This window comes from Parabacteroides sp. AF39-10AC, from assembly GCF_003635405.1.
Classification (GTDB): Bacteria; Bacteroidota; Bacteroidia; order Bacteroidales; family Tannerellaceae; genus Parabacteroides; species Parabacteroides distasonis.
Genome location: NZ_QTLP01000003.1, coordinates 181759 through 207420 on the forward strand (window position 1 = coordinate 181759; position 25662 = coordinate 207420).

A 25662-nucleotide genomic window follows, 5' to 3' on the forward strand; every position below is an offset into this window, starting at 1 on the left:
AAATATCAACTATGAAGAAAAATGAATTAGTGGCTATCGCCTGTCTGCTTTGTTTTTGTTGTTGTAATGGAACGGAAAAGGAAGTACCTAACCCCGACCTACAAGAGGAATTATCACCCATACAGTTTACGATCGATTTACAAAAGGAAGTATTACCCTTCCCCGTAACCAAGAGTATTCCCGAGCTGAATATCCCTGAGCCTATTCCCCAAAATCCCGATGCCGAGGAAGATCCTTCTACACCAGATATCGATCCGGATAATTTATACAACCGGATCGATTATATCGTATACCAAAGCGGAAAACCGGACATTCTGGTAAAACATAAGCAATTCACGCCTCAAGATCCGGATTTCACGATCATTTATGATTCACTGCCCTCCGGCGACTATCATATTTGTTTCCTAGCCCACTCAGACAAGAATATCTCCGTGTCCGGACAAACCGCACTATTCAGTAAAGTCTCAGATACGTTTCATCTTTTTCTCACCCAAGAAGTACAAACGGGAGAAAGAATCATTAAGGATATCACCTTACAAAGAATCGTCGGTAAAATAGAGTTCATATCCACCGATGCCGTACCTAAAAACCTAAAAAGCTTCACGATAAATGTCTCCAATTATCAAAACAAGATTGACTTAACCACCGGGAATGGCATTTCTCAAAACACGCCTTATACACAAACCGACACTTTTAACGACTCTGATATCGGGAAAACAAATTTCTCCCATTCCTTCTTCACGTTTATCCCGGCTCCGGAATTCATGCTCAAAGCACACCTCTCGGCCAAAAATCAGATAAATGAAGTAACCCGGGAAAGAGAGGTTAATGACATCCTGCCTCTCAAAAATCACATTATTCGTTATACTGGGATTCTCTACACCCCGAAGGAATCAGACGATACCTTCACCCTTGATATATTAAACGGTGGCAAATGGGATAGCCCCATCGACAAAGATCTAAAAGATTAATACAAAGCCGGTGTGCCAAATTTGACACACCGGCTACCTTTTTCCTAACCTTCACACTTATTTTGCGTCTTCTATCTTGAAGAGAGCGTTAAATCCCGTCAAACTAAAGGTCTCACGAACCACATTCCGCATACCGATCAAACGTAAAGACCCTTTCTTGGCAGTCGTCATTTTTTGTAATATTAAAAACAATCGGAGGCCCGCACTACTCACATATTCCAAATCAGAACAATCGACACATACTTTTACTCCCGGATTCTCCCATACCGGCAAAACCTTTTCCTCGCATTCGCGAGCCGTATTCGTATCCAATCTTCCTTTGATCTTAATTACAGTCTCTTCACCTTTTTGGTCAATAACTACTTCCATATCTTTATATTTTATTCGGTTATTTTTTTCTTCATGATAAAGACATTCCGCTCATCTACTCTCTGATAAGAGACCTCATCCATAATCTTCTTGATCAAGAAAATACCCAACCCTCCGATTGGACGGTCTTCGGCAGATAAAGTAATATCAGGGTCTTTTCTTAAAGTCGGATCGAAAGCAATCCCATGATCTATCAAAGTCACGATCAATTCCCCACCTTCCCTGACCAACGAAATGTCTACGGCATCCTCAACATCTCCCTTATACGCATAAAAAATTATATTTGAGACAGCTTCTTCCATCACCAGATTCAGGCTCATCATGAAAGCGGTGCTTAATCCCAATTCTTCTCCAGCTTCCTCCAAGAACTGATTCATCATGGAAAGCTCATGAATATCGTTCTTAATGCGTAATGTTTTTTGCATATATCTGAAAATTTTGCGCTAAAGATATAAAAAAAAGAAATATCCTTTCCTTAAATTTGTATCTTTACCTCCGAATAGTATTTAAAGGTATAGAGTTATGGCTAAAAGATATTTAATAAACATATTCTTATTGATCGCCGTCTTATGCGGGTTCAGTAGTTGCGAGGAGGATCCGTATTATGATCCGTATGAGGAAATCACCTATGATTTATGTAATTATGTATGGACTGATTGGTTTGTCGTAGACGGTTTAGATTGTGAGCAGCAACTTACATTTAATCCGGATGGGAAAGGATGGGATACAAGAATTTATCATTACCCAAGCGGACGCATAGATCGAGAGGAAATTCCATTCTACTGGGACTGGGACAATTACTATACCGATATACTTTATATGGACTATGAAGACGGCCAGACGGTCTTGAAGGACATATGGATAAGCGGCCGAACTTTTGAATGTCAATACAATGGCGAATGGGTGACGTTTAAAGCCTATTAAATGATACTCACCTCTGTTGCGATCATATTAAGGGTATTATCGAATCCGCTTGGTAATGTTTTCCAAAAGCAATTAACCAATCGGTATAACCACCCTTTATTAATCAACTTCTTGACATTCCTACTATTGAGCGTATTCTGTATCATCCCGGCGATCCAAGTTCGCTGGCTTGAGTTGCCTTTCGAATTCTGGAAATATTGTATTCTAGCCGGAATCGTGGGAGCTACCGGGAATGGATTCTTAGTAAAAGCTTTACAATGCGGGGATCTATCGGTACTGGGCCCCATCAATTCCTACAAATCCGTAGTAGGTATTATTGTCGGTATCTTCTTATTAGGGGAGATCCCGAACCTATGGGGTATCGCAGGAATGTCACTGATCGTATATGGGAGCTATTATGTTTTGGATACGATGGATGAGCATTTTTCCTTGGCTCTTTTAAAACGGAAAGAGATTCAATACCGGATATGGGCTATGGTCCTTACAGCTATCGAGGCGGTCTTTATCAAGAAAATCATCTTATATTCATCCACCACCATCTCGTTCATTGTTTGGTGTTGGTTTGGCGCGATTTTCTCTTTCGCTCTTTTATTCGCTTTCAAGGTCCATCTTGTCAAAGAATTCAAGCGAATCAAAATACGGGATATTTCCTCCTACTTTTATTTGGTCCTTTGTATCGGCACCATGCAATACACCACCAATTACGTATTCGATCATATGGAGGTAGGTTATGCGTTAGCCTTGTTCCAACTCTCTACGATCGTAAGTATCTTCTTAGGATACCGTATATTCAAAGAGGAAAATATAACGAAGAAATTGATTGGCTCCGTTATCATGGTAGCGGGATCGGTCATGATCATCTTATTAAAATAATACATTGAGCTTATTTACAGATCAACCGTTCTATCTTATCCTTAAGCGGAAATAGATCTGTTTGAATGGTTCCCCACACTATCTCATCCCGAATCTGATAATACCCATGCACTAACACATGGCGCATGCCTATGACCTCATTCCATGCGATCTCTTGATGTTCCTCCCGAAATTCCTTTGTAATCAAATAAGCCGCCTCCCCTATAATCTCCAAATTCTTGATGACCGCAAAACGCAATATCTTGTTCCTGGAATACTCCTCAAAAGTCACATCTGTCGTGAACTCAATGACATTATTTATCGCCTCCAGCATATGCCGTAGACGTGTATTGTCTTTAGGCTTCTCTCTCATATACCAATATTTTATCCCGATCTACAGAAGAAACGGCAAAATCCTTCAATTGTCCTTCCTCCACCAAATCAACCTTACGATGCAACAATTGGCTTAGAGCTTCCACCATACCCGCATACTTGAATAATGTAATACGAGCGTGGGAGTCAAAACGAACCAGAATATCAATATCGCTATCCTTCGTCTCCTCTCCACGTGAACAGGAACCAAACACCCATGCTTTCTCTATTGGTTGCAAAGAGAAAAAGCCTCTTAGCTTATTAATTATCTGTTGTTTCATCTTTTAGTGATTACCTTGCGCAAATATAAACAATATTCTCACCACAAGAAACAACCTGCAGTAAGAAAACGCTTATTTTATTTACTCTCTCTTTATACAAGAGACAAAAAAACGTTTAACAATAAGGAGATCAACTTACTTGTTTTGACCAAGTTTGATAAAAAAGAGAGGAAATAAAAGTAGTCTCGCCGGGAATCGAACCCGGATCTAAAGTTTAGGAAACTTCTATTCTATCCGTTGAACTACAAGACCAACTCTTTTGAGATTGCAAAAGTATAATCTTTTCCTCAAATAGGCAACCGTTATCGGATGTTTTTCCCGCCTATCCGGAAGCTTCTCATTATTTCCGAAAAAACATGTACGTGTTTCCGGAAAAACATGTACGTCTTTTTCAAGAAACACGTACGTGTTTTCAAGAGCTAATATAACATCAAATAGATCAATCAAATAAGCTTTGCATCACCGATAACGATTTGATTTCCGGAAAATCCGGGAGATGTAGACGGTAATACTCAAGAATACGATGAATAATACGGACCCGCTCTTGCCGGGAAAAACCATAAAGCGACATATTCTCAAAACTGATACGCAGCAAACGGGAAAAGAAAGCGCTCTCCACCTTATTTAAATAATGCCGATGCATCGGGATATGATCCGTAAACACCCCATTCAACATATCGAAATAATATCCCACCCTATGCGATTCCATATTCGGGAAAATACCGAGATGGTGGAGAAGACCTAACAAGAAAACCATATGAAAATTAGCGATACCCTTATCCGCATACTCCAATAGATGTATGGACTCGTATAAATAATCAAATAAACGGGGATCCGACTCCGTATCTTTCACGACCCTAAAAAGAACCTCCGAGAGGAAAAGCGCCAATACATTCTTAACCGGATCACAACAAACATCATTCAGCGGAAAACAAATGCGGGTCTCCTTAATCCGGTGCAAGTCCCGCTTATTCAAGTGCTCCACCTCCATTTCCAGAACGGACAAAGGTATAAACAAAGCCTTCGACACCGTGCTTTTCTTCCCACGGCTACGACTAACCAGATACGAGGCCCGGCCAAACGCCTCCGTATACATATATATAATAGAATATTTATCATTGTAAGGGATCGTATGCAAGACAATCCCCCTCGTTTTACACAACATAATTCGTATCTTTGCGACGATGATTAAGAACAAAGATACTCAAATTAACGTTATACATATAATTAAAGTATAGAATTATGTTGGACTTAACGACCCCTTCTTTATTATTTTCCGCCATATCATTGATATTGTTGGCCTATACGAATCGCTTCCTTTCATACGCCAGCGTAGTGCGTGCCTTGAAAGAAAAGCATCAGCAAACCCATGACCCCAAGGATATCGCCCAGATAGCGAACCTGCGGAAAAGGCTCTATCTGACCCGTTCCATGCAAATATTAGGAATACTCAGTTTGCTGCTCTGCGTGATCGCTATGTTCTTCATTTATGTATCGTGGCAGATTTTCGCCGCATGGATATTTGGCATAGCCTTATTGCTATTAGCGGCGTCGTTATGTGTATGTATCTGGGAAATAAATATTTCCGTTAAAGCCTTGGAAATTCATCTGGAAGATATAAGTTCTAAAGAGAAGTTAAAACAGTGAGTAGTATTAAATTTTCCTTCGAAATGTTTTGCCAGTTCGGAGAGATCGTCTATCTTTGCACTCGCAATCGGGAAATCACTTTCTTAGAACGCTATAAGTGAGAGCTTTGACATTTTGGCCCATTCGTCTATCGGCTAGGACGCAAGATTTTCATTCTTGAAAGAGGGGTTCGATTCCCCTATGGGCTACAATAAACAGGATTAAAAAACAATAAAGAGAAGATCTAGAAATGGCAAATCATAAGTCATCAATCAAGAGAATCAGACAGACAAACGCAAGACGTTTGCGTAACAGATATTACGCAAAGACAGCTAGAAACGCTATGAAAGTTTTGCGCGCTACTGAAGACAAGAATGAGGCACAAGCTTTATTCCCTAAGGTATGCTCTATGTTGGATAAGCTTGCAAAAAAGAACGTTATCCACAAGAACAAGGCCGGTAATCTGAAATCTAAGTTGGCTAAGCACGTTAATGCGCTAGCATAAGCAGAAGGTAATTACTTTTACAAGTATAAAGCCGGACTCTCAATAAGCCCGGCTTTTTTAAACCTAATGGCCCATTCGTCTATCGGCTAGGACGCAAGATTTTCATTCTTGAAAGAGGGGTTCGATTCCCCTATGGGCTACCAATCAAAAGGAGAGAGATAAGTTTATGGCTTATCTCTCTCCTTTTTTACTATACCCGTCCTTTTTTCGCTATTTTCACATCCCCCACTTCGCTATCTCGATAAAAATCACTACATTTGTTAGATTTTTTTGAGGACATAGATAATTACAGATTTTAAAGAAAGATAAACTCATGAGTGAAGAAATTAAGAATACTTCTACAGAGTACTCCGCAGATAGTATTCAAGTACTTGAAGGGTTAGAGGCAGTACGAAAAAGGCCATCCATGTATATTGGCGATACCAGCGAGAAAGGTCTCCATCACTTAGTGTATGAGGTCGTAGATAACTCCATAGACGAAGCGCTAGCCGGATATTGTACATACATCGACGTGGTAATCAATGAGGACAACTCGATCACGGTTACCGACGACGGCCGTGGTATCCCCGTGGATATTCATGAGAAAGAAGGTAAATCAGCCTTGGAGGTAGTACTGACAGTGCTGCACGCCGGCGGTAAGTTCGACAAGGGAACCTATAAAGTATCCGGTGGTTTGCACGGTGTGGGTGTATCTTGCGTAAACGCCCTCTCTACTTATCTGAAAGCGGAAGTTCGCAGGAACGGCAAAGTACATATGCAGGAGTTCTCTTGCGGAAAGCCGTTGCACGACGTACAGGTTATCGATAATACGGATAAAACAGGTACTACGATCTCTTTCAAGCCGGACGGTTCTATCTTTACGGTCACGGAATACAAGTATGATATCTTGGCTACCCGTTTGCGTGAATTAGCGTTCTTGAACGCAGGTATTACGCTACGTCTGACAGATAAGCGAGTTCTGAAAGAAGACGGTTCATTCAAGTCCGAGGTATTCCATTCGGATGAGGGATTGAAAGAGTTTGTCCGCTATATCGACCGTTCTAAAGAGAAACTGATTCCAGACGTAATCCATATCGTTACCGAGAAGCAGGGTATCCCTGTCGAGGTGGCGTTAACTTATAATACTTCTTACAATGAGAGCGTATTCTCTTACGTAAATGATATTAACACGATAGAAGGTGGTACACACTTAGCCGGTTTCCGCCGTGGCCTGACCCGTACGTTGAAAAAGTACGCCGAGGATTCTAAATTATTGGAGAAAGCCAAGGTGGAGATTCAAGGGGATGACTTCCGTGAAGGTTTGACCGCCGTTATCTCTATCAAGGTAGCCGAACCTCAGTTCGAGGGACAGACAAAGACGAAGCTGGGTAATAGCGAGGTTACCGGTGCAGTGGATATGGCGATCGGTGAGGCGTTAGGCTATTATTTGGAAGAACATCCGAAAGAGGCGAAAATAATCGTCGACAAGGTGATCTTGGCCGCTCAAGCCCGTCATGCCGCTCGTAAGGCTCGCGAATTGGTACAACGCAAATCTCCGCTGACAGGAGGTGGGCTTCCCGGTAAATTGGCGGACTGTTCCTCTAAAGACGCGTCGATCTGCGAATTGTTCCTTGTCGAGGGAGACTCCGCAGGTGGTACGGCTAAGCAAGGACGCGACCGTAACTTCCAAGCGATCCTACCATTGCGCGGTAAGATCTTGAACGTGGAGAAAGCGATGGATCATAAGATCTTCGAAAGCGAGGAAATCCAGAACATCTATCGCGCGATGGGCGTAACCGTCGGTACGGAGGATGACCCGAAAGCGTTGAACATGGAGAAGCTGCGTTACCACAAGGTGATTATCATGACCGATGCCGATGTGGACGGTAGCCACATCGCCACATTGATCTTGACCTTCTTCTTCCGCCGTATGCGTTCCTTGATCGAGAACGGATATGTGTATCTGGCGACTCCTCCCCTCTATTTGTGTAAGAAAGGTAAGGTTGAGGAATATTGCTGGACCGAGCAACAACGTCAGCAGTTCATCTTAAAATATGGAGGAGGCAACGAGAACTCGATCCATACACAACGATACAAAGGTTTGGGAGAAATGAACGACCATCAATTGTGGGATACGACCATGAACCCGGAAAACCGTACGTTAAAGCAAATCACGATCGACAACGCAGCCGAGGCTGACCAAATCTTCGCCATGTTGATGGGTGAAGACGTAGGCCCTCGCCGCGAGTTTATCGAGGAAAACGCTACATATGCTAACATAGATGCTTAAAATCATGAAAGTCCGTCGTCCGAATCTAGAGGCCCTATACAAAGAAGTTGATAATTATATACCGGCTAAAGAAAGCCTTCAACCTCCCCGAATAGGAATATCCGCTAACCGGAGAGACGGACTTTCCTGTATAGCCGAGACCTACGTGCAAGCCGTGCTGGATGCGGGGGGAGCCCCGGTACTTATCCCGGTGATCACGGATCTGAAAGCATTGACCGTACTGGTTTCCGAACTAGACGGATTGGTTATGAGCGGGGGTGGAGACATCAATCCGCTCTATTTGCATGAGGAGCCTATCCCGCAATTGCAAGACGTAGATACGCTACGTGACGAATACGATTTGATCTTGCTTCGCTTGGCCGCTAACCGACAAATTCCGATCATGGGTATTTGCCGAGGGCATCAGATCATGAATGTAGCGTTCGAAGGAAGTGTCTATCAAGACATCCATTCACAAGCCGATCACCCGCTATTGAAACACAGCCAGACATTGGCGCGGGAATATCCGTCGCATACGGTAACTCTCGAACCGGGAACGAACCGGTTACGCGCTATTTTCAATGGAGAAGAACAAATCCTTGTCAACTCTTTCCACCATCAAGCGGTAAAAGAGGTCGCCCCCGGATTTAGGGCGACAGCGACCGCCCCGGATGGAATCAATGAGGCTATGGAACATACGGAGAAAACGATATTCGGCGTACAATGGCATCCGGAGGCCATGGCTCCGCAAGGGGATGAGGCCATGAAAGCCCTATTCGCTTACCATATCGAGAATGCCCGCCGTTTCGCGAAAGCCAAAGCGATCCATCAACGGATCGTGACGATCGATTCCCATACAGATACCCCGATGATCTTTCCCGGTGAATTTAATATCGGGGAGAAAGAAGGAGGGAAAGTGAATCTTCCTTTTATGGAAGAAGGGCGTATCGACGCAACCTTTATGGTCGCCTATATCCCGCAAGGTAAACGAGATGAGGCATCCTTACAGGCAGCGACAGCGTATGCGATAGAACGGCTGAATCAAGTAAAACGCCAGCAAACCTTACATCCGGACCGGATGGCTATAGCGACTACCCCCCAAGAGATCCGAACAATCAAAGCGCAAGGGAAAAAAGCGATCTGCCTCGGTATCGAGAACGGGTACGCTTTAGGGAAGCAGATCGAGAACCTACGGATGTTCAAGGAGATGGGAGTTTCTTATATCACCTTATGCCATAATGGGGATAACGATATTTGTGATTCCGCTAGAGGAAAACAGGAATGGAAAGGACTAAGTCCTTTCGGTAAGGAAGTGGTAAAAGAGATGAACCGATTAGGAATCATGGTTGATATCTCGCATGCGGCGGAAAGTACCTTTTATCAGGTAATGGAAGTGAGCGAGACGCCAATCATAGCCTCCCACTCTTCCGCACGTGCGCTTTGCGATCATCCTCGTAACTTAACAGATGATCAGCTGAAAGCACTGGCTGCTCAAGGAGGTGTCGCCCAAATCTGCCTATACAAAGGATTCATCAATAAGGAAGAGGACAAAGCTTCTTTAAGCGACGCTATCCGCCATATCAATCATATCGTGGATTTAATCGGTATCGATCATATAGGAATCGGCTCGGATTTTGACGGAGACGGGGAACTGATCGGTTGCTCGGCTACCAACGAGTTGATTAACATTACCGTCCGACTTTTAGAAGAAGGATATACGGAAGAAGATATACGGAAAATATGGGGTGGAAACTTGCTAAGGGTTATGACCGCTATACAAGATTTCCCAAACAAATAGCAAACGAAAACAACTACATATTATGAAAAAGATCTTATACACAGCAATATGCGCCTGTAGTATCTTATGTGGAGCACAGGCACAGACACCCGGATCGGAAGTACCCAACTTAAAAAAGCTATATGAGTTGACAGACTCTTGCGATGTAAACGTGCGGGCACGATTCTCCCCATTGATCGGGATTTCCGCTAGTATCTCCAATGGTGCTTCCCGGGTGGGGGCCACCTATATCCAATCCATCGTAAAGGCAGGGGGAACTCCGGTTATCATCCCGGCTGTTACTGACGGTAAGGTACTCAGGAATATCGTATCGAATTTAGACGGGCTAGTTCTTATAGGAGGAGCGGATGTAAACCCTCTATGGTATGAGGAGGAGCCTCGGGAAAAGCTGGAGGAAGTCGATCCGGTACGCGATTTGTATGAGTTGAAACTAATCAAGATGGCTACCGACCAAAATATTCCCGTCTTAGGCATATGCCGGGGATTGCAACTGTTGAATGTAGCGTTTGGCGGTACGCTTTACCAAGACATCCCCTCACAACGTGGCGATCATTCTGTCAAGCATAGGCAAGATTTACCCAGTTCGTATGGCTCACACCGTGTCTTTGTTGACGCAAACTCACAGCTAGCCACTATTCTAGGGAAAGATACCTTAGCCGTAAACTCTCTTCATCATCAAGCGATCAAGGAGTTGGCGCCTATCTTCAAGGCTACCGCTTATGCGCCCGACAGTATTATCGAGGCTATCGACGCTTATCCGAACCGATCCATCATGGGAGTTCAATGGCATCCAGAAGCATTGACTTACGGAGGCGACACTACGATGTTAAAGATATTCCACCATCTGATAGGAAAGGCCGAGACTTTCCACCAAGCCAAAGAGATGCACAAGCATTTCCTTTCCGTAGATACACATACCGATACTCCTTTCTGGTTTAAACGTGCCGGATTCAGCATCGCCGACCGGGAACGTAACCGGGTAAACATCCCTAAGATGCAAGAAGGGAAACTAGACGGGGTGTTCCTTGCGGCCTTCATCGGACAAGGTAAACGTGATGAGGCCTCTTTACAAGAAGCCGTACAAAAAGTAACAGGCTTGATCGAAGGTATTCGCAAGCAAGCTGAATTGAATAAGGATTTATGTGGCATCGCCGTTACGAACCAAGACTTCATCCGCTTGAAGAATGAAGGGAAAAAAGCGTTCTTTATCGGTATAGAGAATGGATACGGCATTGGTAAGGATCTGGCGAATATCGCTAAGTTCAAGGCGATGGGTGTCAATTATATCACGCTCTGCCACTCCTACGATAACGATATTTGCGACTCATCCACCCATACCAAGAAAGAATGGGACGGTTTAAGTCCGTTTGGCGAAGAGGTCGTGAAAGAGATGAATCGCCAAGGTATCATGGTGGATATGTCTCATGCCTCTGAGAAGGCATTTTGGGATGTTATCAAATTGTCCAAGGCCCCGATCATCTGCTCGCATTCCTCATCCATGGCGATGTGCAAGCACGACCGTAACCTGACCGACGAACAACTAAAGGCCCTTGCCCAAAATGGAGGCGTAGCGCAAGTTTGCTTGCTCGACCGCTATATCAATGAGGATTATAAAAACGCGAGCCTTACCGACGCGATCGAACATATCGATCATATGGTGAAAGTCGCCGGTATCGATCATGTAGGTATCGGCTCTGATTTTGATGGCGGTGGCGGAATTATCGGTTGCGAAAGTGACAACGATTTCATACAGATCACTGTTAAATTAATAGAGAAAGGATATACAGAGGAAGATATCGCCAAGATATGGGGTGGAAACTTGATGCGTGTATTAGACGAGGTTCAAGCGACTGCCTCCGTAAAAACATTATAAACAAAACAGATTTATGATCAGATTATTTTTTGCGTTATTGAGTTTTGCTCTTTTATCATGTGGAGCCAAAGGAACCAAAGAGACAGGTAATATGCCGGAGATCAAAAAACAACCGATCGCCTCAGCTGTTCCCGATTTCAACGCAGACAGCGCTTACGCCTATGTAGCGAACCAAGTCGCTTTTGGTCCCCGTGTACCTAACACGGCGGCTCATAAAGCATGCGGGGATTACTTAGCATCTGAATTGAAGCGCTTTGGCGCCAAAGTCTACCAACAGGAAGCGATACTGACCGCCTACGACGGAACGAAGCTGGAAGCGAGAAACATCATAGGCTCGTTTGATCCGGAGAATAGTAAACGTATTTTACTATTCGCGCATTGGGACAGCCGTCCCTATTCGGACCACGATCCCGATCCTTCCAAGCACCGAACTCCATTGGACGGGGCGGACGATGGCGGTAGTGGTGTAGGTGCCTTATTGGAAATCGCCCGCCAAATCGGACAAAAAGTCCCGGGTATCGGTATCGATATTATTTTCTTCGATGCGGAGGATTATGGTACGCCGGAATTCGTAACCGATTATACACCGGATAGCTGGTGCCTAGGTACCCAGTTCTGGGCAAAAAATCCGCATGTCCCCAATTATACGGCGGAATACGGAATCTTATTGGATATGGTGGGCGGCAAGAACGCCACGTTTTTCAAGGAGCAACAATCCTTACGTGCGGCAGCCCCGATCGTCGAGATGGTATGGAGCGCGGCCCGCGATCTGGGATATGGCAAATATTTCATTAACGCCACCGGCGGAGCGCTCATAGACGATCACCAATATGTGATTAGCGGACGTAATATCCCGAGTATCGACATTATTAACTACGACCCTGAGTCTAAAACAGGTTTCGCCAGTTATTGGCATACTCAAAAAGATAATATGGAAAATATAGACCGTGAGACTCTAAAAGCTGCCGGTCAAACCGTACTGGAAGTAATATACAATCGATAAAATACTGATAAAATGACAATCAATGAACTTCAAGACAATGTAATCGAAGAATTCTCAGTCTTCGATGATTGGATGGATAAATATGCGTTATTAATAGATCTGGGAAACTCCCTTCCCCCGCTTGATGAGAAATATAAAACGGAAAGCAACTTGATCGAGGGTTGTCAAAGCCGGGTTTGGTTCCAAGCGGATTATGTGGATGGAAAGATTATTTTCCAAGGAGAAAGCGATGCCGTGATCGTAAAAGGTATCGTATCTTTGCTGATACAGATCTTATCGGGCCATACCCCTCAAGAAATCTTGGATGCGGATCTATACTTTATAGACAAGGTAGGATTAAAAGAGCATTTATCCCCTACCCGTTCCAACGGGTTGGTAGCGATGGTGAAGCAAATGCGTCTGTACGCGATGGCTTACCGGGCAAAGGAACAACAATAAAAACAGGTGTTTTCACATGTATATAGGCACGAGCCGATACGTATATACGTGTAAGCCTACACCGATATAGGCATAGCCTCATACGTATATACGCATAAGGTTATGCCTATATACGTATTAAAAACCGAGTGTAAGCTGCTCCGGTAAGAGCGTAAAAGTCTTGCGATGATAAGGCGTGATTCCGTGGGTACGAATCGCTTCCCTGTGGACCTTGGTAGGATAACCTTTATTGTCCAGCCAATGATAAGCGGGGTATTCCAAGGCCAATTCATTCATATAATCATCCCGATAGGTTTTAGCCAATATAGAGGCGGCGGCGATACTCAGGTATTTGCCATCGCCTTTTACTACGGTCGTATGTGGAATATCGGGATAAGGGGTAAAACGGTTTCCATCGATCAATAAATGTTCCGGCCGTACTTTCAATTGCTCGATCGCACGATGCATGGCCAAGAAAGAGGCTTTCAAAATATTAATCTTATCGATCTCTTCCGGGCTAACGATACCTACCGCCCAAGCGATCGCCTCACGCTCGATAACGGGACGAAGCTTATACCGTTTCTTCTCGCTTAATTGCTTGCTATCGTTTAAATCCTCATTCTTAAAATCTTCCGGAAGAATCACGGCGGCGGCGAATACCGCACCCGCCAAGCAGCCTCTTCCCGCCTCATCACACCCAGCCTCTATACGCCCGGTTTCCATATAGGGTAATAACATGTATCTATCTCTTTTTATCGTAAAACACGCCACATGCTTACGATGCTCATTCAAGCATCCTTACAATGGGCATCGTAAGCACCTTTAAATGCCCATCATAAGCTCCATTGAATGGGCATCGTAATTTTAACTATTCAAATCCTTCACAATCCAAGGGCGAAGCACGAACCAAGCGAATGCCGTAGCGGCGATCACCCCGCAAGTATTCGCCAAGAAATCAAACCAATCCCCACCCCGGTACGTCGTACAATATTCTTGCAATATCTCAATAATCCCACTCATAACGATCGGGCATAAAACCGCCCCGATCCAAGCATGCCATAATACCGTCTCATACTTCCGGTGATTCCGCAAGAACTCCAGCCATAGCATACCCGACATCCCCCCATACATACAGAAATGAACCACCTTGTCCACACCCGGGAATAAAGGGATATCATCCATCCTCGGCGGCTTAAAGAACGACAAGTAAATAACGATCAATATAATCGCCAGTGAAAACGGATATTTCTTAATATAATACATCATACTCAAAACATCTTCCGAACTCGTTCCACACCTGCGATGAACGTATCGATCTCCTCTTTCGTATTATAAAAGGAGAAAGACGCCCGCACCGTCCCCTCGATCCCTAAGGCATGCATCAAAGGCTGGGCACAATGATGCCCTGTACGAACCGCTATTCCCAAACGGTCCAGCAACATCCCCATATCGTAATGATGGATATTACCCACCAAAAAAGAAAGCACCGCTCCTTTATGATCCGCTTGTCCGAAAATACGCATCCCTTCGATCGTATTTAATCCAGCGGTCGCATATCGCAAAAGCTCATCCTCATAAGCAGCTATATTCTCTATACCGATCCGGTCTACATACCGCAAGGCTTCCGCCAACGCCGTGCTACCAATATAATCCGGAGTTCCCGCCTCAAACTTAAAGGGAAGCTCATTAAAAGTTGTCTTCTCGAACGAGACCGTAGCGATCATCTCGCCTCCTCCCTGATACGGAGGAAGTTTATCCAACCACTCCTCTTTACCATACAAGACCCCGATACCCGTCGGTCCGTAAATCTTATGACCAGAGAAAACATAGAACTCCGCATCCAAGTCCTGCACATCCACCTTCATATGCGGAACGGCTTGAGCCCCGTCTACCAACACCGGTACGCCTTGTTCATGAGCGATCTCGATCATCTCCTTTACCGGATTCACCGTACCCAAGACATTAGACACATGAGTCACGGAAACCAAACGAGTCTTATCCGAGAATAATTTACGATACTCATCCAGATTCAACTCCCCTTTCTCATTCATCGGGATCACCTTCAACGTAATACCTTTCCGGGCCGCTTGTATCTGCCAAGGAACGATATTGGAATGATGCTCCATCACGGACACGATCACCTCATCCCCTGCCGACATACATTCATCCGTAAAGCTGGAAGCGATCAAATTAATGGATTCCGTAGTTCCCCGGGTAAAAATAATCTCATTCGAGGAACGGGCATTCAAGAAATGCTGTACCGTTTTGCGAGCCTCCTCATGCGCCTCTGTCGCCGCTTGGCTCAAGAAATGTACGCCTCGGTGGATATTGGCGTTTACGTTATAATATCCATTCTCTATCTTTTCTACCACTTGACGAGGTTTCTGGGTAGTAGCGCCATTATCAAAATATATCAGCGGTTTATCGTATATCTTATGATCCAAGATCGGAAAGTCTTTTCGGATCGCTTGAACGTCTAACATAGTCTTACTTCTTTTTGTCTTAAAATTACGAGAGCCAAAGATACAAAAAAAAGGCTTTCTCGCTGAAAGAAAGCCTTTTTTATCATTACCTAACAGATATTACGCCTACACTTTATCCTCTACTCGCACACCTACTTTTCTCTTCCAAAGTCAAAGTACGGAGACTCTGTACGGGCGTTATCCATTAAGGATGCTAGTTCTTTTACCTTATCGGGATACTTCTCCGCTAGATTCGTATCCTCATGTATATCATTACTTAAATCATACAGTTCCAATATAGTCTCACCCACGATCGGTTGCCGGATTAGTTTCCATTTACCGGAGCGTAATGCTTCCCGGCCATTCAATTCGTGAAATTCCCAATATAAATAATCATGGGCCTGTTGATTTTTCTTTGATAACAAGGTTGGTAAGAAAGAGATTCCATCCGTCTGCTCGGGCAAAACCGTACCTGTAAGCTCTGCCAACGTAGGCATGACATCCCAGAATGCGCTTATATGATCCGATTGAGCTCCGGCCTTGATCGTACCCGGGCACCATGCCACCATAGGTATACGGATACCTCCTTCATATACATCCCGTTTGATCCCCCTGAAAGGTCCGTAGCTCTTGAAAAAGTCCGGATCAGCTCCACCCTCATGATGCGGGCCGTTATCACTGGTAAAAATCACGATCGTATTCTTATCCAAACCCAACTCTTTCAATTCAGCCATTACATCCCCCACGTATTTATCCAACCGGGAGACCATGGCGGCAAAGGAGGCCAAGGGCTTCTCCGAGGTGTTATAACCGCCATACACTTTATCAAACTTACCAATATAAGGAGTCTCCTCGAATGAGTTCTCGTACATCTTATAAATAGAATCATGCGGAAGATTCAATTCCGCATGAGGCAGCGTATAGGTAAGCATCGCAAAGAACGGTTGCTCCTTATGATCCCGGATGAACTTCAATGCTTGCTCATGAATCAAATCTTGTGAATATGTCTTGCAAGCATTGTTCTCGTTTTCAGGAAAAAGAACCTTCTCCTCATTATGCCATAAATGATCCGGATAGAAGGAATGCGACTGGCGTTGGCAATTATACCCATAAAACTCATCGAAGCCCATCTTATTAGGAATGGAGACAGAGCCCGGATTTCCCAACCCCCATTTACCAAAGATACCGGTCGTATAACCGGCCGATTTCATTAATTTACCCAACGTATAGGTATCTTCCCGCATCGGCTGTTGGCCTTCGGGCGTGATCTCCCGGTTTCCCCGGACTTGCGTATGTCCCGTATGCAATCCGGTCATCAAGGAGCAACGGGAAGGGGCACTCACCGTACATCCGGCATAATGCTGCGTAAACAACATTCCCTCCTTCGCCATCCGGTCTATATTGGGAGTCTTGATAATCTGTTGGCCATAACAGCCAACATCTCCATAGCCTAAATCATCGGCCAAGATATACACAACATTCATAGGACGCTCCGGAGTTTTTTCGCAACCGGACATTCCGATAAGCAGCAATGTCCCGGATATACATAAAGTCAATTGTGTTTTCATATACCTTTAAAATAAATAGAAGTGTTAGAAACCAATTACAATCTTCTGATCCTGATTCGTAGACAAGCGGTTCGTCCGTACCTTAACCCTTCCCATACGATCCGAGGCATCGAAGTACCAGCCTTCTTGTCCGGCATTGAACGCTTCGGGGGAGATGGCAGATAGCGGCTTCCCGGCTACGGTTACGTTTGACGGGCTGGACTCCGAGCGGACATCCAATAGGTAAGTACGCTCTTGGTAACGTCCTTTATAATCTCCTTTCGCTTTCGCTATATCCACGGTGATCGTTCCTTTCTCACCTTTCGGGGAGGAAACAGAGATCAAGGTACGGGCAAACTCGCCTTTCTTATAATCACGGGTGAGACCGTCATCCTCATATAAATTGAAAGAGGTGTTTCCGTAGGGATATAAGTCCAAGGTCAAGACATCCGCAGGTTTCTCGCCGACATAATTCATATCCGGGTACATCGGGATAATGGCGCCTTGACGGATAAATACCGGGCAAATATCCAGTTTAGCCTCATATTTATCCAACCACTTGCCACCCTCGTATGTCTTTCCGGTCCAATAGTCGTACCATTCTCCGGCAGGGAAGTAGATACTGTCGCGTACGTTCTTACGGGTATATACAGGAGCAACCATCATCCACTCGCCACTCATAAATTGATATTGGGTGGTCGTATCACGGGTAACCACGTCATCCGGGAATTCCAGTACCATCGCACGAGCCATCGGTACACCGGTCGTATGCGCCTCATGACAATAGGTATAGGCGTACGGGTTCAGACGCATCTTCAGCTTTAGGAATTTACGGTTGATATCCGTGTACGGATGCCCATATACCCAAGGCTGACGGTCGGCATCCGCCCAGCCGCTCATGGTCATAAAGATCGGGGTGAAGACCTTCCATTGCAAGTCGCGGGTATAGGTTTTCGGGGAACCGCCGAAGATACCGTCCACATCGCTAGTAGCGGCGTTCATGGCGGAAAGGCCGGCACCCGTGATCGTCGGGATATGGTAACGGATATAATCCCAGTTGCTCACTTGATCACCGCTCCATACCGTAGAATACCGCTGGGTTCCGGCCCAACCGCAAACAGCCCATACGAAACCCCGTTCGTTCGTATTGTTCTCGATACCCTCGAATGCGGATTTACAGCCGTTCAAGGCAAACTCATAGCCTTCTCCAACCCAAGCCACATCCAATTTACACAGGCGGGTACCACATTTACCAACCTCGTAGGCAATCTTATCCACACCATTCTCTGTCCACAAGCCCGTATGGAAACCTCGTTTACCTAATTCCGTCACAACAGAATCCAATTTCACATAGCCGCAACCATAGCCATCGTTCGGCAAGATCCAGCCACGGGGCATATCATATTCCACATATTTATCAGCAACTTGGCTGATTACGTCCGGGGTGGATTGAGGCCATCCGGTGCGCTGTTCCCCTTTGTTATAGCAGTCGGCGTCTCCCATCGTAAGCATCCACATCGCCGGCATAAAAGGTTTTCCGGTGATATCCGTATAGTCGTTCAATAGGTCTTTCAAGGAAGGGCCGTAGAAGTAGAACGCATCAAAGCGATTCTCGTTATGCGTCAACTGACTGGTGAAGCCCATCAGCTTAAAGCCATCATCACAGTTCTTGTCCAGCATCTCCGTGCCGTTGAAGGCATAATGGCCCGGGGCAAACGTATTGCGGAATACGCCATATCCTTTCGTGGACATATAGAAGGGAGCCGGGTTAGAGGATTGATCCTCATCCCAACCGGTCACCTCGATATCCGCTTCCTTCCCGGCGTATGAGAAATTACCTTGTTGCATACCGCAACCGTAGAAATCCTCATCACCGCTACGGCGCATCGTTTGGGTCGTTTTCAGTCCGAAGGCAAGTGGTTCGGCCTCCTCGTAGATCACGGCACGGTTATTCTTGTCATACATGGCGAAACGAATAGGGTTCTTATAGACACGTACGACACATTGGGGAGTCGTGAACTTATAATAGCTGCCGTTGTCGGCCATGGAGACTCTCGGGTTCTTTACCCCATAATCCACAACGATCGAGTTTGCCGCCGGATTGGTATATGCCCCATCCGGTGCCAACCAGATACGGAAGATATCATCCCGGTAAAACATCAACTTAACCTTAGCGTACCCGGAGACGAACTCATATTCCGTGTTGCTGATCTTATTGAACTTCGTCAACTTACCCAAGTTCATACGGGCGGCGAACAGGTTCGCTTTTAATACGTTGTTTGACGAACGCTCATCCTTCGGGTATTGGATAGCGAACTCTATTTTATAGGAGCCCATCTGGGTTAGGTCGGTAGCAGGGAAAGCTACCTCATATTCCTCTTGTTTAGCGATCGGATGCCCGGAGGCGGTTACCGTGGCGGTTAGTTTCTGACCGTTGTTCAAGGAGGCGGTTACCGTGAAATCCTCGTCTACGGGCTGGGAACCAACGTTCTTCAGCTTCACTTTCAACACGTCTTCCTTCGTGAACGTATTCCCGGTTTCTTGGTGTGAGGTCACTTTCTCCAAAGCCAAATCATGCGCGAAAGGCTCTGTCAGCTCAATATCATCGACCATCCAGTACCAAGAGAAGATATCCCGCCAGAAGAAACGCAAGTAGACGGTTTTCTGGTTCGCGGCTACCTCGCTGATGTTAATCTCCTCATTCACCGGGGCGTGAAGCTGGGTAGCGGCGGGGATCTTATCCATCACGTTATACTCTTTCCAATTCACCCCGTCGTTGCTGACGCCAACCCAAAGGCCGGCACGTTTTCCGGTGAACCAATTATTCCAACGAAACAAGTGCTGGAATTTCAATACCACATCGTTCTTTCCCGCACAATCGATAGCGCTGGTCTGGAAATAGCCGTTCGGGTATTCCTCCCGTTGATTCCACTTCGTGATCTCCTCCCCGGTGACTACGCCCGGCCGGAATTGCATATGATAGCCACGACTCGTAGAGGCGATGGGAGGCGCTTGTTGCTCAAACTGGAAAGAGCCGGGATAAGGCTGATCGGTTACAATCCATTCACACTTTGCCGATTTCGTCGAATCGACAATCATCCAGCCGTCGGGTAATTTCCCGGCGGAGAAATCTTCTTTCCAAAAACTTTGTTGTGCGGACAGGGAGGAAACGCAACCTGTCAGAAGCATGGATACAATTAGACTTTTTATCATTTGAATTAGTTGATTAGATTTAGGCAGTAAAGATAGTCTTAATTTACGAGGGTTCGCAAACGTTCGCGTGATTTTTATTCTCTTTTCGCTGGGCAGAAACGTGTTATTATCAATGGAATCCTTCTATCTTTGCGTATGTACAACCTTGTCATATAAATCAATAAACATATATCATGAACAGACATTTATTCTTGAGCCTTTTACTGGCCCTTTTCGCTTCCAGTACGCTTTCTGCCGATAACCTTAAAATCGAGCCGGCCTTCTGGTGGAGCGGTATGAAGAACCCGGAACTCCAGCTGATGGTGTATGGTAAGGATATCGCCGGATATCTCCCTAGCGTGAAATATCCCGGCGTACAGTTGAAAAGCTCGGTAGCGTTGGAAAGCCCGAATTACCTATTGATCTATCTGGACGTGGAAAAGGCCAAGCCCGGCAGGTTTGATATCACGTTCACGAAGGACAAAAAGAGTTTCAATTACTCGTATGAGTTGAAGGCCCGTAAACCGAACGCCGATCGGATCAAGGGGTTTGACTCTTCCGACGTGCTTTATCTCATCATGCCGGATCGTTTCGCGAACGGAGATCCCTCGAACGATCAGATCCCGATGCGCACCGCTTATAAGGTAGACCGTAACAGCCCGAACGCCCGTCACGGAGGTGACTTGGCCGGTATCGAACAGCATTTGGATTATATCGAAGATCTGGGCGTTACCGCTATCTGGCTGAACCCGGTATTGGAGAATGATATGGAGGGAGGCTCTTATCACGGATATGCCACGACGGATTATTATCGGGTAGACCCACGCTTCGGCACGAACGAGGATTACGTCCGCTTGATCGAGAAGACACACGAGCGGGGCATGCGTGTCGTAATGGATATGATCTTCAACCATTGTGGAAGCGATCATCCTTGGATGAAAGATATCCCTAGCCACGACTGGTTTAATAATCTCGATAACTACGTGCAGACCAACCACGATAAAGAGGCTTATTTCGATCCTTACGTGTCGGATTATGATAAGGAGACGATGCTGAACGGCTGGTTTGTCCCGAGCATGCCGGACTTGAACCAAAAGAACCCACATGTAGCCAAATACCTTATCCAGAACTCTATCTGGTGGATCGAGTATTGCGGCGTGGATGGTATCCGTCAAGATACGTATCCGTATGCCGACGTGGACATGATGCGGAATTGGTGTACGGAGGTCATGAACGAGTATCCGGAGTATAACATCGTAGGCGAGGCGTGGATGAACTACACGATCGGTTCCGCTTATTGGCAGAAAGGCAGCCGGTTGAACTTCGGGCAGGATACCGAGCTGAAATCGGTAATGGATTTCCGCTTGATGGGTATCGCGAGTAAGGCGTTCCATGAGGAGACTGGGTATTCCGGAGGCTTGCACACGATCTTCGAGCATATGTGTTATGATTATGTATATCCCGATATCTATAACGTATTGCGTTTCTTGGAGAACCATGATACGGATCGTTTTCTTCCCTCCATGCCTAAGTCTGTCGATGATTTGTACGCGTTCAAGCAAGGGGTGACATTCTTGTTGACGATCCCCGGTATTCCCCAGCTCTATTACGGGCAGGAGTTGCTGATGAATGGCACCAAGGAGAAGGGAGACGGATATATCCGCTTGGATGTTCCCGGTGGCTGGCCCGGCGACAAGGTGAATCAATTCGAGGCATCCGGTCGCAGCGAGGTGCAAAATGACGCATGGAATTTCCTCCGGACTTTATTGAAATGGCGCAAGGGCAACGATATCATCGCTAAGGGCAAGATGAAACATTTCATGGTGAACCAAGGTGTCTATGTTTACGAGCGCAGTCTGGATGGCCGGAGCGTATTGGTCTTGATGAATGGCAGCGATAAGGAGGTGAACCTCCCGTTGGCCCGCTATGCGGAAGTATTGCGAGGTAAAACCTCCGGAAAAGAGATATTAACCGGAAAGGAGATTCCATTGGGAGACGAATTATCCTTGGCACCAAAAGGGATCTTCGTGCTGGAAATGTGATACCATTAGCCCCGATGATTTTTCATTCGGGGACCTATTTATAGATTACTAATAATTAAATCGGGAGGCCTCTTAAACCTCCCGATTTTCTTTTCATATATACTATTTTAATCTCTTTTCAAGAATCAATTGATGCCTGCATTGAATGCCGTTCTCCCAGATAGGCTCGGCATAGTTCCGTACGAAATAATCGCGATCTACGGCTACCAAGTCAAAGCCTTCCTGTTGATAAAGCATCATCGGGCCGGCGGCTGAGGTTCCGGTGCAAATACGCAAAAGCTCGACATCTTGAGCCGGAGCCCATTTATTAGATACATGCCGTAATAGTTTCCGGGCGATTCCTCGCCGACGGAAGATATCCGCCACGGCAAGATTCATGATCTCCGCCTTGCCACCCTCCTCCTTGCGAACCACGATCACGCCGGCAACGGAATTTCGTACCGTAGCGATAAAGCAATCCGAATCCTTTAGGTAAGCCTCTACTTTCTCCCGATCCGGATCGGCTTCCAGCAGTAACTCATAAGGAGGAAATAAAGCTACTTGTATCTCCGGCTCCCCGCCCACGACGATCTCTACTATATTTCCGTCAGGATCTCGGATTACACCCTCATAGTAACCATCCCCGGAAGTGCGGGTCTCACCGGCGATCGTGTATCCATCCATCCGGAAACGTTCGATCATTTGATCCACTTGCTCCTTCGTATCCGCATGAAAAGCCAGATGAGCCAAGCCGATATGATCCTTGTCGTAGGTATCGGAGATATCTTGCCGTTGCATAATCTCTAAAGCAGGACCACTCTCGAAAGAGACAAAATAAGAAGCGAACCCTTTCTTTGGATTCACATATTTCTCATTACTCTTACCGTTGAAGTATTTTACATAAAAATCCCGTAAACGTTCCAAATGATTCGTCCACAGGGCGATGTGTGTTAACTGCATAAGTTGGAGGTTTTAATTTGTCACTGCCAAAGATATAAAAAAATCAGACATGGTTCCCTACATTATCGTCGGGATAATCCATGTCTGATTACTGTTTTCTTCTTATTCGCGATTATTTACAAATCCGGCAACCGGCGCATTTAGCCAGTTCACCGCGGAAACGTTTCTCTACCAGTTTATGCAAACGGTCTTTCAACGCCTCCAAGCGTACATGGTCGATCACGTCGGAAGTGAAAGCCACGCTCAATAACATACGGGCCTCGTCACGCAGGATACCGCGGCTTTGCATATAGAACAAAGCGTTCTCATCTAACTGACCGGTCGTCATACCGTGCGAGCATTTTACGTCGTCCGCGTAAATCTCCAATTGCGGCTTACTGTACATACGGGCCTCACGGGTAGCGCACAGATTACGGTTCGTCTGGTAAGCGGCGGTCTTCTGGGCATCCTCTTTCACCAAGATACGTCCGCTAAAGACACCTACGGCATGATCATTCAGTACATTCTTGAACAGCTCGTTGCTGGTACAATTCGGAACCGCATGGGTGATATGGCTATAGGTATCCATCTGTTGCTCCTTGTCCAGAACGGACATACCGCATAAGGTAGACTCGGCATACTCGCCATTCAGTTCCACGTAATAATTGTTGCGAGTCAAGCCATTCGTCAACGTAATGCCGTTTACCAAGACATTGGTCGAAGCCGCCTGCTTTACGTGTACGGAAGAGAAACGGGTCGTAGACTCGCTGCTTTCTTCCAAATCATAATAATCAAAGCGAGCACCTTCCTCCGCGAAAATCTCAACCACTTGAGTCGCCAAGAATTTCACGTCGTCGATACTATGATCGCAAACCAATAGCTTCGCTTCCGAATGAGGTTCCATAATCACCAGAACACGACGGTTCGCCATCGTATCCACATCGCTACGGAAAATATTCACCAATTGGATAGGACGCTCAACCACGACATTTTTCGGTACATACACCACGAAACCATCTTGGGTTAACATCGTATTCAACGCGATAATACCATCCTTGCTACTCGGCGCCGCCTTTCCGTAATACTTGGAAGCGATCTTCGGATATTGCTCCGTAAAAGCCTTCAACCCTCCAGCATACACGCCTTCCGGCAAATGCGCTTTTGGCAATTCCTTATCGTAAAACGTATCGTTCACGACAAAGTATAACGACGTGCTTAAGTTCGGCACGTCACAACGGAACACGTCATAAGGATTCACCGGGATAGCGACCCGGTTGATATTCAAACCGTAATCCGGAGCGAACGCTTGGGCTACATCCGTATATTTATAATCCTCGCTTCTCGTGGAGGGGAATCCGAGTCGCTCAAAGTTCGCCAAGGCATCAGCCCTAAGGGCATTCATCACCGGCGTACTATGACGACATACCAGATCCTCACATTGGGCGAAAAGATCGATATATTGTTGCTCGGCCTTCATATTACTCATCTCCCATCTCTTTCTTGATCCAGTCGTAACCTTTCTCTTCCAGTTCCAAGGCCAATTCCGGACCGGCGGTCTTCACGATACGGCCTTTGTAAAGCACATGAACCACATCCGGCTTGATGTAATCCAGCAGACGCTGATAGTGCGTGATTACGATAGCGGCATTCTCCGGAGTCCTCAACTGGTTCACGCCATGCGCTACGATACGCAAGGCATCGATATCCAAACCACTATCCGTCTCATCCAAGATCGCCAATTTCGGCTCCAGCATCGCCATCTGGAAGATCTCGTTCCGCTTTTTCTCTCCACCGGAGAAACCTTCGTTCACGCTACGGCTGGCCAGTTTATTATCCAGCTCGACGATCGCACGTTTCTCACGCATCAATTTCAAGAAGTCCGTAGCCGAAACCGGTTCCAGACCGTTATATTTACGGTGCTCGTTCAACGCCGCACGCATAAAGTTCACCATACTAACTCCCGGGATCTCGACCGGATATTGGAAGCTCAAGAAAATACCCTCACGGCTACGATCCTCGGGAGAAAGATCCAGCAGATTCTTACCGTTGAAGATAACCTCTCCTTCCGTTACCTCAAAAGCGGGATTACCTACCAATACACTACTTAACGTACTTTTTCCGGAACCGTTCGGTCCCATGATAGCATGTACCTCACCCGCTTTCACCGACAGGTTGATACCTTTCAATATCTCTTTGCCATTTACGTTGGCATGTAAATTCTTAACCTCTAACATCTTTTCTAATTGAAAATTGAAAGTTGAA

The 25662-nt window shown here is 45.8% G+C and carries 24 protein-coding genes and 3 tRNA genes; 13 read left to right on the forward strand and 14 right to left on the reverse strand.

Going from position 1 to position 25662, the window contains the following annotated elements; translation table 11 throughout:
• Window positions 1-11: 11 nt before the first annotated feature.
• Window positions 12-971, forward strand: a complete 960-nt coding sequence (locus DW033_RS04125; protein WP_048927164.1) for a hypothetical protein — start codon at window positions 12-14, stop codon at window positions 969-971.
• A 57-nt stretch (window positions 972-1028) separates the two neighbouring features.
• On the opposite strand, the gene DW033_RS04130 is transcribed toward DW033_RS04125, so the two are convergent.
• Window positions 1029-1340, reverse strand: a complete 312-nt coding sequence (locus DW033_RS04130) for an STAS domain-containing protein (protein WP_005859339.1) — start codon at window positions 1338-1340, stop codon at window positions 1029-1031.
• Window positions 1341-1351: 11 nt separating this feature from the next.
• A complete protein-coding gene (locus DW033_RS04135; RefSeq protein WP_005859341.1) occupies window positions 1352-1765 on the reverse strand; it encodes an ATP-binding protein in 414 nt (137 codons plus the stop codon).
• Window positions 1766-1862: 97 nt separating this feature from the next.
• On the opposite strand from DW033_RS04135, the gene DW033_RS04140 reads away from it, so the two are divergent.
• Entirely contained in the window at window positions 1863-2264 is a 402-nt protein-coding gene (locus DW033_RS04140; RefSeq protein ID WP_008772763.1) for a hypothetical protein, read from the forward strand.
• Complete coding sequence (locus tag DW033_RS04145) at window positions 2265-3137, forward strand: DMT family transporter (protein ID WP_048927163.1); 873 nt, start codon at window positions 2265-2267, stop codon at window positions 3135-3137. It abuts the gene before it with no gap.
• A 10-nt stretch (window positions 3138-3147) separates the two neighbouring features.
• On the opposite strand, the gene DW033_RS04150 is transcribed toward DW033_RS04145, so the two are convergent.
• From DW033_RS04150 to recO, 4 genes are all read right to left on the reverse strand, one after another.
• The gene (locus DW033_RS04150; protein WP_008772765.1) at window positions 3148-3489 is read right to left on the reverse strand and encodes a DUF86 domain-containing protein; all 342 of its coding nucleotides are present in this window, start codon (window positions 3487-3489) and stop codon (window positions 3148-3150) included.
• Complete coding sequence (locus DW033_RS04155) at window positions 3473-3769, reverse strand: nucleotidyltransferase family protein (RefSeq protein ID WP_005865085.1); 297 nt, start codon at window positions 3767-3769, stop codon at window positions 3473-3475. Before DW033_RS04155 ends, DW033_RS04150 begins: the two co-directional genes overlap by 17 nt.
• Before the next feature lie 180 nt (window positions 3770-3949).
• Window positions 3950-4021: transfer RNA gene (locus DW033_RS04160), tRNA-Arg, on the reverse strand.
• A 187-nt stretch (window positions 4022-4208) separates the two neighbouring features.
• Window positions 4209-4934: a DNA repair protein RecO gene (gene recO, locus DW033_RS04170; RefSeq protein WP_048927162.1), complete on the reverse strand. Its 726-nt coding sequence runs from the start codon at window positions 4932-4934 to the stop codon at window positions 4209-4211.
• A 77-nt stretch (window positions 4935-5011) separates the two neighbouring features.
• Here recO and DW033_RS04175 point away from each other — a divergent pair, with 77 nt between their 5' ends.
• From DW033_RS04175 to DW033_RS04215, 9 genes are all read left to right on the forward strand, one after another.
• Window positions 5012-5416 (forward strand): DUF2721 domain-containing protein, encoded by a 405-nt coding sequence (locus DW033_RS04175; RefSeq protein ID WP_005867604.1) that lies wholly within the window; start codon window positions 5012-5014, stop codon window positions 5414-5416.
• 116 nt (window positions 5417-5532) lie between these two features.
• Window positions 5533-5604: transfer RNA gene (locus tag DW033_RS04180), tRNA-Glu, on the forward strand.
• Window positions 5605-5645: 41 nt separating this feature from the next.
• Entirely contained in the window at window positions 5646-5900 is a 255-nt protein-coding gene (rpsT, locus tag DW033_RS04185; protein WP_005859369.1) for a 30S ribosomal protein S20, read from the forward strand.
• 68 nt (window positions 5901-5968) lie between these two features.
• Window positions 5969-6043, forward strand: a tRNA-Glu gene (locus DW033_RS04190).
• A gap of 170 nt (window positions 6044-6213) precedes the next feature.
• Window positions 6214-8169, forward strand: a complete 1956-nt coding sequence (gyrB, locus tag DW033_RS04195) for a DNA topoisomerase (ATP-hydrolyzing) subunit B (RefSeq protein ID WP_012056068.1) — start codon at window positions 6214-6216, stop codon at window positions 8167-8169.
• Complete coding sequence (locus tag DW033_RS04200) at window positions 8162-9946, forward strand: gamma-glutamyl-gamma-aminobutyrate hydrolase family protein (protein ID WP_122377512.1); 1785 nt, start codon at window positions 8162-8164, stop codon at window positions 9944-9946. The genes gyrB and DW033_RS04200 overlap by 8 nt, the downstream gene beginning before the upstream one ends.
• A 22-nt stretch (window positions 9947-9968) precedes the next feature.
• Window positions 9969-11819: a fused gamma-glutamyl-gamma-aminobutyrate hydrolase/peptidase gene (locus tag DW033_RS04205; protein ID WP_008772769.1), complete on the forward strand. Its 1851-nt coding sequence runs from the start codon at window positions 9969-9971 to the stop codon at window positions 11817-11819.
• Between the two features lie 13 nt (window positions 11820-11832).
• Window positions 11833-12822 (forward strand): M28 family peptidase, encoded by a 990-nt coding sequence (locus tag DW033_RS04210; protein WP_044545406.1) that lies wholly within the window; start codon window positions 11833-11835, stop codon window positions 12820-12822.
• Window positions 12823-12834: 12 nt separating this feature from the next.
• The gene (locus DW033_RS04215; RefSeq protein WP_005867596.1) at window positions 12835-13260 is read left to right on the forward strand and encodes a SufE family protein; all 426 of its coding nucleotides are present in this window, start codon (window positions 12835-12837) and stop codon (window positions 13258-13260) included.
• Between the two features lie 117 nt (window positions 13261-13377).
• Here the strand turns inward: DW033_RS04215 and DW033_RS04220 are convergent, their stop codons facing one another.
• The 5 genes from DW033_RS04220 to DW033_RS04240 form a co-directional block, all read right to left on the reverse strand.
• On the reverse strand, window positions 13378-13977 hold the full coding sequence (locus DW033_RS04220) for a ribonuclease HII (RefSeq protein WP_005859375.1): 600 nt from the start codon (window positions 13975-13977) through the stop codon (window positions 13378-13380).
• Window positions 13978-14103: 126 nt separating this feature from the next.
• Window positions 14104-14505, reverse strand: a complete 402-nt coding sequence (locus DW033_RS04225) for a VanZ family protein (protein WP_008777889.1) — start codon at window positions 14503-14505, stop codon at window positions 14104-14106.
• A gap of 2 nt (window positions 14506-14507) precedes the next feature.
• The gene (locus DW033_RS04230) at window positions 14508-15722 is read right to left on the reverse strand and encodes an aminotransferase class V-fold PLP-dependent enzyme (RefSeq protein WP_122143924.1); all 1215 of its coding nucleotides are present in this window, start codon (window positions 15720-15722) and stop codon (window positions 14508-14510) included.
• 131 nt (window positions 15723-15853) lie between these two features.
• Entirely contained in the window at window positions 15854-17269 is a 1416-nt protein-coding gene (locus tag DW033_RS04235; RefSeq protein ID WP_122382471.1) for an arylsulfatase, read from the reverse strand.
• Window positions 17270-17293: 24 nt separating this feature from the next.
• A complete protein-coding gene (locus DW033_RS04240; RefSeq protein WP_122382472.1) occupies window positions 17294-20461 on the reverse strand; it encodes a TIM-barrel domain-containing protein in 3168 nt (1055 codons plus the stop codon).
• A gap of 173 nt (window positions 20462-20634) precedes the next feature.
• Between DW033_RS04240 and DW033_RS04245 the strand changes: the two genes are divergently transcribed.
• Window positions 20635-22482, forward strand: coding sequence for a glycoside hydrolase family 13 protein (locus DW033_RS04245; protein ID WP_008772777.1), 1848 nt, complete (start codon window positions 20635-20637; stop codon window positions 22480-22482).
• A gap of 102 nt (window positions 22483-22584) precedes the next feature.
• Here the strand turns inward: DW033_RS04245 and DW033_RS04250 are convergent, their stop codons facing one another.
• The 3 genes from DW033_RS04250 to sufC form a co-directional block, all read right to left on the reverse strand.
• Window positions 22585-23421, reverse strand: coding sequence for a GNAT family N-acetyltransferase (locus DW033_RS04250; RefSeq protein WP_122382473.1), 837 nt, complete (start codon window positions 23419-23421; stop codon window positions 22585-22587).
• A 112-nt stretch (window positions 23422-23533) separates the two neighbouring features.
• Window positions 23534-24886: a Fe-S cluster assembly protein SufD gene (gene sufD / locus DW033_RS04255; protein ID WP_122382474.1), complete on the reverse strand. Its 1353-nt coding sequence runs from the start codon at window positions 24884-24886 to the stop codon at window positions 23534-23536.
• Window positions 24879-25634, reverse strand: coding sequence for a Fe-S cluster assembly ATPase SufC (gene sufC / locus DW033_RS04260; RefSeq protein ID WP_005859388.1), 756 nt, complete (start codon window positions 25632-25634; stop codon window positions 24879-24881). Before sufC ends, sufD begins: the two co-directional genes overlap by 8 nt.
• Window positions 25635-25662 lie beyond the last annotated feature (28 nt).

What these genes read in the sequence shown, in the direction of transcription:
- gyrB (WP_012056068.1), top strand. Translation starts at nt 6,214, where the DNA reads ATGAGTGAAGAAATTAAGAATACTTCTACAGAGTACTCCGCAGATAGT.
- DW033_RS04130 (WP_005859339.1), bottom strand. Translation starts at nt 1,340, where the DNA reads ATGGAAGTAGTTATTGACCAAAAAGGTGAAGAGACTGTAATTAAGATC.
- DW033_RS04245 (WP_008772777.1), top strand. Translation starts at nt 20,635, where the DNA reads ATGAACAGACATTTATTCTTGAGCCTTTTACTGGCCCTTTTCGCTTCC.
- DW033_RS04150 (WP_008772765.1), bottom strand. Translation starts at nt 3,489, where the DNA reads ATGAGAGAGAAGCCTAAAGACAATACACGTCTACGGCATATGCTGGAG.
- rpsT (WP_005859369.1), top strand. Translation starts at nt 5,646, where the DNA reads ATGGCAAATCATAAGTCATCAATCAAGAGAATCAGACAGACAAACGCA.
- DW033_RS04225 (WP_008777889.1), bottom strand. Translation starts at nt 14,505, where the DNA reads ATGATGTATTATATTAAGAAATATCCGTTTTCACTGGCGATTATATTG.
- DW033_RS04205 (WP_008772769.1), top strand. Translation starts at nt 9,969, where the DNA reads ATGAAAAAGATCTTATACACAGCAATATGCGCCTGTAGTATCTTATGT.
- DW033_RS04230 (WP_122143924.1), bottom strand. Translation starts at nt 15,722, where the DNA reads ATGTTAGACGTTCAAGCGATCCGAAAAGACTTTCCGATCTTGGATCAT.
- DW033_RS04155 (WP_005865085.1), bottom strand. Translation starts at nt 3,769, where the DNA reads ATGAAACAACAGATAATTAATAAGCTAAGAGGCTTTTTCTCTTTGCAA.
- DW033_RS04250 (WP_122382473.1), bottom strand. Translation starts at nt 23,421, where the DNA reads ATGCAGTTAACACACATCGCCCTGTGGACGAATCATTTGGAACGTTTA.
- recO (WP_048927162.1), bottom strand. Translation starts at nt 4,934, where the DNA reads ATGTTGTGTAAAACGAGGGGGATTGTCTTGCATACGATCCCTTACAAT.
- DW033_RS04235 (WP_122382471.1), bottom strand. Translation starts at nt 17,269, where the DNA reads ATGAAAACACAATTGACTTTATGTATATCCGGGACATTGCTGCTTATC.
- DW033_RS04125 (WP_048927164.1), top strand. Translation starts at nt 12, where the DNA reads ATGAAGAAAAATGAATTAGTGGCTATCGCCTGTCTGCTTTGTTTTTGT.
- DW033_RS04145 (WP_048927163.1), top strand. Translation starts at nt 2,265, where the DNA reads ATGATACTCACCTCTGTTGCGATCATATTAAGGGTATTATCGAATCCG.
- DW033_RS04140 (WP_008772763.1), top strand. Translation starts at nt 1,863, where the DNA reads ATGGCTAAAAGATATTTAATAAACATATTCTTATTGATCGCCGTCTTA.
- DW033_RS04220 (WP_005859375.1), bottom strand. Translation starts at nt 13,977, where the DNA reads ATGTTATTACCCTATATGGAAACCGGGCGTATAGAGGCTGGGTGTGAT.
- DW033_RS04215 (WP_005867596.1), top strand. Translation starts at nt 12,835, where the DNA reads ATGACAATCAATGAACTTCAAGACAATGTAATCGAAGAATTCTCAGTC.
- DW033_RS04240 (WP_122382472.1), bottom strand. Translation starts at nt 20,461, where the DNA reads ATGATAAAAAGTCTAATTGTATCCATGCTTCTGACAGGTTGCGTTTCC.
- DW033_RS04135 (WP_005859341.1), bottom strand. Translation starts at nt 1,765, where the DNA reads ATGCAAAAAACATTACGCATTAAGAACGATATTCATGAGCTTTCCATG.
- DW033_RS04200 (WP_122377512.1), top strand. Translation starts at nt 8,162, where the DNA reads ATGCTTAAAATCATGAAAGTCCGTCGTCCGAATCTAGAGGCCCTATAC.
- sufD (WP_122382474.1), bottom strand. Translation starts at nt 24,886, where the DNA reads ATGAGTAATATGAAGGCCGAGCAACAATATATCGATCTTTTCGCCCAA.
- DW033_RS04210 (WP_044545406.1), top strand. Translation starts at nt 11,833, where the DNA reads ATGATCAGATTATTTTTTGCGTTATTGAGTTTTGCTCTTTTATCATGT.
- DW033_RS04175 (WP_005867604.1), top strand. Translation starts at nt 5,012, where the DNA reads ATGTTGGACTTAACGACCCCTTCTTTATTATTTTCCGCCATATCATTG.
- sufC (WP_005859388.1), bottom strand. Translation starts at nt 25,634, where the DNA reads ATGTTAGAGGTTAAGAATTTACATGCCAACGTAAATGGCAAAGAGATA.